Below are 7,086 nucleotides of genomic sequence, written 5' to 3' on the forward strand. Positions count from 1 at the left end.
GGATCCTGCCGGCCTCCGCCGTCACGTACGAGTGGATCCCGCGCGAGCAGAACAAGCACGCGGACCGGCTCGCCAACGAGGCGATGGACGCGGGCAAGCGCGGCAGGCAGTGGGAGCCGTCGTCGTCGACGGCCGCACTCGACACCCCCCGTCCCTCGACGACCGCCGTCCTGCCGCCGGTCTCCGGGCCGCCCGGTGACGCGGCGGCGGGCGCGGCGAAGGCCCGCGCGGCGATGTCCCCCCGCCCGGGAGCCGCTACGGGCGCGGCACCGGCGGCGGTCACGGCCGCGCCCCAGGTGGGCTGGGCCGCGGCGCCCGACCTCGGGACGCCCGCCACCTTCGTACTGCTGCGGCACGGCGAGACCGCCCTCACCCCCGAAAAGCGTTTCTCAGGCAGTGGCGGCAGCGACCCCGAACTCTCGGCGACCGGTCGTGACCAGGCCGAACGCATCGCCCGGTCGCTGGCCGCCCGCGGCACGATCGAGGAGATCGTCAGCTCCCCACTGCGCCGCTGCCGCGAAACGGCGGCCGCGGTGGCGGCCCGGCTCGGTCTGGAGGTCCGGATCGAGGACGGCCTGCGCGAGACGGACTTCGGCGCCTGGGAGGGGCTGACGTTCGCCGAGGTACGCGAGCGTTACGGCCCCGACCTGGACGCCTGGCTCGCCTCCGCGAAGGCCGCCCCCACCGGCGGCGGCGAGAGCTTCGCCGAGGTCGCCCGCCGCGTCGCGGCCACTCGCGATCGCCTCACCGCCCGTTACGCGGGCCGCACGGTTCTCCTGGTCACCCATGTGACGCCGATCAAGACCCTGGTCCGGCTGGCGCTCGGCGCCCCGCCGGAAGCCATGTTCCGGATGGAACTCTCGGCGGCCTCGGTGTCCGCGGTCGCGTACTACTCGGACGGGAACGCGTCAGTCAGGCTGCTGAACGACACGTCGCATCTGAGGTAGGGGGCGGCGGCGGTCACGGCCGCGCCCCTTGATGTGGGGCGGGCAGCGGGCCTGGAGTCGCCGTGTCCGGCACTTGATGTGGGGCGGTCAGCGGGCCTGGAGTCGCCGTGTCCGGCACTTGATGTGGGGTGGGCAGCGGGCCTGGAGTCGCCGTGTCCGGCACTTGATGTGGGGTGGGCAGCGGGCCTGGAGTCGCCGTGTCCGGCACTTGATGTGGGGTGGGCAGCGGGGGCCCGGAGCCGCCGCGTCCGGCACTCTACGCACGGCTCGTCATGCCTTGGCCTTCTGCCGCGTGCCATCGGCCCCGCCACCTGCCCCCCGTCAGCCGCGCAGCGCCGCGGCCTCGCGCGCCAGCCGCTCCACCCGCGCCCAGTCCTTCGCCGCCACCGCGTCCGCCGGGACCATCCAACTGCCACCTACACAGCCGACGTTGGGCAGAGCCAGATAGGACGGCGCGGACGCGAGGGAGATGCCGCCCGTCGGGCAGAACCGGGCCTGCGGCAGCGGCGAGGAGAGCGCCTTCAGATACGCCGTGCCACCCGCCGCCTCGGCCGGGAAGAATTTCATCTCGGTGACCCCGTGCTCCAGCAGCGCCACCACCTCGGACGTCGTCGAGACGCCCGGCAGGAACGGCACCCCCGATGCCTTCATCGCGTCCAGCAGCGTCTCCGTCCAGCCTGGGCTCACCAGGAACCGGGCGCCCGCGGCAATGGTGTCGGAGACGTTCCGTACGGAGATCACCGTGCCCGCGCCGACCACCGCGTCGGGCACCTCGGCTGCGATCGCCCTGATCGCGTCCAGTGCCGCGGCGGTGCGCAGCGTCACCTCGATGGCCGGGAGCCCGCCCGCGACCAGGGCCCGGGCGAGAGGCACCGCGTCGGCGGCATCCTCCAGAACGACAACGGGCACGACGGGGGCAAGGTCCAGCACAGAGGAGGTCATGCGCTCATCCTGCCGCGCACACAGCACACTACGCAACGAGCGTTGCGCAGGATGCAACGTGTGTGGCGCGCGCGACACGATCGAGCCCACCGGCTCAGTGGATCTCGGTCACCACGACATCGAGCGACCACGCCCGCCCGGCCCGCGCGGGGGCCTCGGCCTCCACCACGTACCCGAGTTCCCGCAAGGTCTCCAGCAGTTCCGCAGGCCCCTTCGGCCGGGCGCCCGACAGCAGCAGATCGCGGACCATCCGGCCCTTCGTCGCCTTGTTGAAGTGGCTGACCACGGACCGTTTCTCGACGCCGTCCACCATCTGGGCGTGCAGCACCCGCACGCTCGCCGTGCGCTCCGCCACCTCACCCTTCGGCTTCCAGGCCGCGGTGTACGCGGACGACCGCAGGTCCAGGACCAGCCCGTCCCCGGCCGCCTCCGGCAGGACCGCCGCCATCGGGTCACGCCAGTACGCCCCGAGCGCGCCGAGCCCGGGCAGCTTCACTCCCATCGAGCAGCGGTACGAAGGAATCCGGTCGCCCACCCGCACGGCGCCCCACAGCCCGGAGAAGACCAGCAACGACTTTCCGGCCCGCCGCTTGGCCGCCGCGTCCAGCGAAGCCAGATCGAGGGCGTCGTACAGCACTCCCGTGTAGACCTCCCCGGCCGGACGTGTCCCCGCCGTCCGCAGCTCGACGTTCTTCGCGATCTCGCCGCGCAGCCCCTCGCTGAGCCCGAGCACCTCACGGGCCTTCTCCTCGTCCGCCGTGCACAGCTCGACCAGCTCGTCCAGGACCGCGGCCCGTGCCGTGGCCAGCCCCGGCAGCGACAGCGACTCCGGCTTCAGGGGTGCTCCGCGCCCCGACGCGGCCTTTCCTTCGGAGGGCGGCAACAGCACGAGCACGGCGGTTCTCCTTCGTACGTACGCACAGGCAGACGGGCCGAGAAGGCCCGCGCACCAGCGTACGGGGGCCATCGGTACCGCCACGGGGGCCGGTCCCGGCGAATCAGGGCCGGACAGCAGCCCCACGCCCGGCCGCCACCCGGGATGCCGCCCGCCCCGCCCCGCCATACGCTCGATGCATGCCCCGCCGCCATCTCCACATGACCGGGCCGGCCGACACCCCGCTGAGGGCGGCCCTGCGTAAGCTGCGTGCCGAACTCGACGTGCCCGACGGCTTCCCGCCCGACGTCCTCGCGGAGGCGGCACAGGCGGCGGGCGCCCCGGCGGTGTCGGCCCACCGGGACGCGACGGACCTGCCGTTCTTCACCATCGACCCGCCCACGTCGACCGACCTCGACCAGGCCATGCACCTCGAACGCCGACGCCACGGCTTCCGCGTGCACTACGCCATCGCCGACGTCGCCGCCTTCGTACGCCCCGGCGCCGCACTCGACACCGAGGCACACCGCCGGGTGACGACCCTCTACTTCCCGGACGGGCAGGTGCCGCTCCACCCCACCTCGCTCTCCGAGGACGCTGCCAGTCTCCTCCCCGGCCGGACCCGCCCCGTCCTGCTCTGGCAGATCGATCTCGACGCCGAGGGCGGCACGGTCGCCACCTCGGTACGCCGGGCCCTCGTCCGCAGCCGCGCCAAACTCGACTACGCGGGTGTCCAGCGGCAGATCGAAACGGGCACCGCCGAAGAGCCCCTGGCCCTGCTCCGGGACATCGGACGGCTCCGCGAGGAACAGGAGGTCGCCCGCGGCGGAATCTCCCTCAACGTGCCCGAGCAGGAGATCGTCGCGCGCGACGGCACGTACGGCCTTGACTACCGCGCCCCGCTGCCGGCCGACGGCTGGAACGCCCAGATCTCCCTGCTGACCGGTATGGCCGCCGCCCACCTCATGACGGAGACCGGCACCGGCATCCTGCGGACCCTCCCGGTCGCCCCGGACGGCGCCGTGGCCCGGCTCCGGCGCTCGGCCGAGGCGCTGCACATCGACTGGCCGCACCATGTCCCGTACGCCGAGGTCGTCCGCTCCCTCGACCCGAGGAGGACCACCCACGCCGCGTTCCTCCAGGAGTGCACCACCCTCCTGCGCGGCGCCGGCTACACCGTCTTCGCACACGGCGAACTCCCCACTCCCGCCGTCCACGCCGCCGTCGCCGACCTCTACACGCACTGCACCGCCCCGCTGCGCCGCCTCGTCGACCGGTACGCGGCCGAGCTGTGCGTCGCCGCCGTCGCGGACCAGGACCCGCCCGAGTGGGTCCTCGCCGCGCTGCCCGGCCTGCCGAAGGAGATGGCGGACGGAACGAGGCGCGCCAACACGGTGGAGCGCGAATGCGTCGACGTGGTCGAGGCCGCGCTCCTCAAGGACCGGATCGGTGAGGTCTTCGACGCGTACGTGATCGATGTGTCGGAGCAGGAGCCGACCATGGGCACCGTCCACATCGACGACCCGGCCGTTGTCGCCCGCGTCGAGGGCGGTACGGCGAAGCTCCCCCTGGGGGAGCGGCTGCCGGTCAGGCTCGCCCGGGCGGACCCCGGCTCGGCGAAGGTCCTCTTCGCCCCCGCGTGAGCGCGGCCACGACGGCACCCGGATCATCCGCGTGAAACCGCACGGTCCGCGCCCGCCCGTGCTTTCCGAGCGGCCGCACGAACGCCACCGGAGAGACCAACTCCACGGTCACCGTTGTCCGGCCGCCGACGACGAGGTCCAGCACCCCGTCCGTACCCAGCCGCACCGGCCCGCCCTCGGGAGAGCGCCGCTCGCGTTCACCGCACCCGCCCGCATCGGACGACTCCGCACCCTCCTGTGCCACGATCGAAGGAAGAACTCCCATCTCACGGACGGCGGGTTCATCGATGTCCCAATCTGGCGAGCGACCGAGGAAGGGGCGTGACATGACTGCCATGCCGCACGAACCGCTCACGCAGGCGGACGTCCTGCTGGAGGGCTTCCTGGCGCTGGATACGCCGGAGGGCTTCCGGGCCGAGCTGATCGAGGGGGAGATTGTCGTGAAGCCGCCGCCGGACGGGGACCACGAGGACTACATCGGCGTGATCCTGGAGCAAGTGATCACCCGCTCTCGCACCAAGATGCGATTCTCCGGGAACAAGGGACTGAAGCTGACGAGTGGCGGACGCTGTCCCAAGAACCACGTCATTCCCGACGGCACCTTCGCCCCCACCGAACTGCGTCTGTACCGGGGAGCCGAACCCTGGATGCCGTGTGAGGGGGTGGCCCTCGTCGTCGAGGTAACCTCGACCAAGCCCCAGGCCGACCGCACGGACAAGCGTCACTGCTACGCCCGCGGACCCATCCCGCTGTATCTCCTGGTCGACCGTGAGCAGTCCTCGGTGACGCTGTTCAGCGAGCCGGAAGGCGACGACTACCGCCAGCACTGCACGATCCCGTTCGGCAAGCCGCTCCCCCTTCCGGCCCCCTTCGCCTTCGATCTGGAGACCGAGGAATTCATCTGAGCCCGGCCCCGTCCGGCGGTCCCGGCCAGGCGGGTAGCATGGTCGGCACGGCAGACGAGCCGGGCGGACGGCCGCGTGGGGATCTTCGGATCTTCCCGAGGAACGTCCGGGCTCCACAGGGCAGGGTGATGGCTAACGGCCACCCGGGGTGACCCGCGGGACAGTGCCACAGAAAACAGACCGCCGGGGACTTCGGTCCTCGGTAAGGGTGAAACGGTGGTGTAAGAGACCACCAGCGCCTGAGGTGACTCAGGCGGCTAGGTAAACCCCACCCGGAGCAAGGTCAAGAGGGGCCGTCGCAAGACGGCCCTGCGCGAATGTTCGAGGGCGGCCCGCCCGAGTTCGCGGGTAGACCGCACGAGGCCGGCAGCAATGCCGGTCCTAGATGGATGGCCGTCTCCCCGGCCGCCGCGAGGCGACCGGGCGACAGAACCCGGCGTACAGCCCGACTCGTCTGCCGCTCTCAGCGGGTACCCCTTCGCCGTCATCCTCCGGCAGTACGTCGCGCAGCGCCTCGAGGAGATCGACCGGGACAGCGCCGAGAACCTGCTCCCGGCCCTCACGGACGACAGGTGCACCCTGCCCGACCTGGAGCGCTTCACGGAGAGCGAGGAGGAGTTGCGGGCGATGGCAGATGGCTGCGCGTTCGCGCCTGAACGCACGTGCGGCCTTCGGTCAGGCCTGCGTGCCGTAGTCGGCGTAGAAGCCGCGTTTGGCCTTCTCACCCAGGTGACCGGCGTCGACATAGGTGTGCAGCAGTTCGCGGGGGCCGACGGGCAGGTCGGGGCGTTCGGCCGCGTAGTGGTTCTCGATGTCGAGCACGACGTCCAGGCCGAGCTTGTCCATCATCCGGAACGGTCCGCTGGGTGTGCCCATGTTGATCTGCCACATCCGGTCCACGTCCTGCGGGGTGGATACGCCCTCGGCGACCACGGACAACGCCTCGCGCTCGATGGCGGCCCAGACGCGGTTGAAGATGAAGCCGGTGGACTCCCGGTGCGCTTCGAACGGGAAGACGCCGAAGCGGGGCAGCTCGCGCATCAGCAGGTCGATCACCGCCCGGTCCGTCTGCCCGTCGGACATGATGTCGATCGCGTTCTGCGCAGGCGGCATGTAGAAATGCATGTTCAGCACCCGCTCCGGGTGCACGACCTGGTCGAGGAACCGACTCGACGCGTACGACGAGGAGTTGCTGGCCAGGATCGCGTCCGCGTCGGCCAGCCGGTCCAGCTCGCCGAAGACCTGCTTCTTCAGGTCGAGTCGCTCCGGGACGGCCTCCACCACCAGCCACGCGCCCGACACCGCCTCGGCCAGGTCGTCGACGTACCGGGCGTGTCCCGCGCTACCGCCGTCGATCTGCGCGGCAACCTTGCCGACGGTGGCCGCGACGTAATCGCATGCGTCCCGTCCGGCCTGCGGCGACTTGTCGTTGATACGCACCTCGCCGCCGCGGGTGGCGAACATCAGGGCGATCCGCCGCCCGAGAGTGCCGGCGCCCATGACGGCGACCGGGCGGCTCTCGATGTCGAGGGGAGGGGTGAATGCCATCGTCTCTTCCAATCGGGGGCGGTGCGGTGCGGTGCTCGACGCGGTCAGCGAGCGAGACAGCCGTGGACGGGCTCGGCCGGGCCGAGGGCGAGGTCGGTGAGGATGCGGGTGGCGTCGACGATCTCGTGGACCGGCACTGGTCCTCAGGGCTTTCCGCCCGCGAGCGGACAGTGTGAAGAACGGCGGCTTCCAGCACAGTGTCCGGTCCCTGCGGCAGGGCCGCATCC

The 7,086-nt window shown here is 71.7% G+C and carries 6 protein-coding genes and 1 other RNA gene; 4 read left to right on the forward strand and 3 right to left on the reverse strand.

What is annotated here, in order from left to right; genetic code table 11:
* Positions 1-947: bifunctional RNase H/acid phosphatase (locus ACFU8Q_RS37070; protein WP_384463233.1), on the forward strand; the 947-nt coding region annotated here is incomplete at its 5' end.
* 321 nt (positions 948-1,268) lie between these two features.
* On the opposite strand, the gene eda is transcribed toward ACFU8Q_RS37070, so the two are convergent.
* Complete coding sequence (gene eda, locus ACFU8Q_RS37075; RefSeq protein WP_384463236.1) at positions 1,269-1,889, reverse strand: bifunctional 4-hydroxy-2-oxoglutarate aldolase/2-dehydro-3-deoxy-phosphogluconate aldolase; 621 nt, start codon at positions 1,887-1,889, stop codon at positions 1,269-1,271.
* Positions 1,890-1,983: 94 nt separating this feature from the next.
* Complete coding sequence (gene yaaA / locus ACFU8Q_RS37080) at positions 1,984-2,784, reverse strand: peroxide stress protein YaaA (RefSeq protein ID WP_384463238.1); 801 nt, start codon at positions 2,782-2,784, stop codon at positions 1,984-1,986.
* 200 nt (positions 2,785-2,984) lie between these two features.
* Here yaaA and ACFU8Q_RS37085 point away from each other — a divergent pair, with 200 nt between their 5' ends.
* From ACFU8Q_RS37085 to rnpB, 3 genes are all read left to right on the forward strand, one after another.
* Complete coding sequence (locus tag ACFU8Q_RS37085; protein ID WP_384463243.1) at positions 2,985-4,406, forward strand: RNB domain-containing ribonuclease; 1,422 nt, start codon at positions 2,985-2,987, stop codon at positions 4,404-4,406.
* A gap of 335 nt (positions 4,407-4,741) precedes the next feature.
* On the forward strand, positions 4,742-5,311 hold the full coding sequence (locus ACFU8Q_RS37090; protein ID WP_384463246.1) for a Uma2 family endonuclease: 570 nt from the start codon (positions 4,742-4,744) through the stop codon (positions 5,309-5,311).
* 55 nt (positions 5,312-5,366) lie between these two features.
* Positions 5,367-5,768: RNase P RNA component class A (gene rnpB, locus ACFU8Q_RS37095), an RNA gene on the forward strand.
* 218 nt (positions 5,769-5,986) lie between these two features.
* Here the strand turns inward: rnpB and ACFU8Q_RS37100 are convergent.
* Positions 5,987-6,859, reverse strand: a complete 873-nt coding sequence (locus ACFU8Q_RS37100; protein ID WP_384463240.1) for a 3-hydroxyacyl-CoA dehydrogenase family protein — start codon at positions 6,857-6,859, stop codon at positions 5,987-5,989.
* Positions 6,860-7,086 lie beyond the last annotated feature (227 nt).

Origin of the sequence: Streptomyces sp. NPDC057543 (genome assembly GCF_042801895.1) — a bacterium.
Taxonomy (GTDB): Bacteria; Actinomycetota; Actinomycetes; order Streptomycetales; family Streptomycetaceae; genus Streptomyces.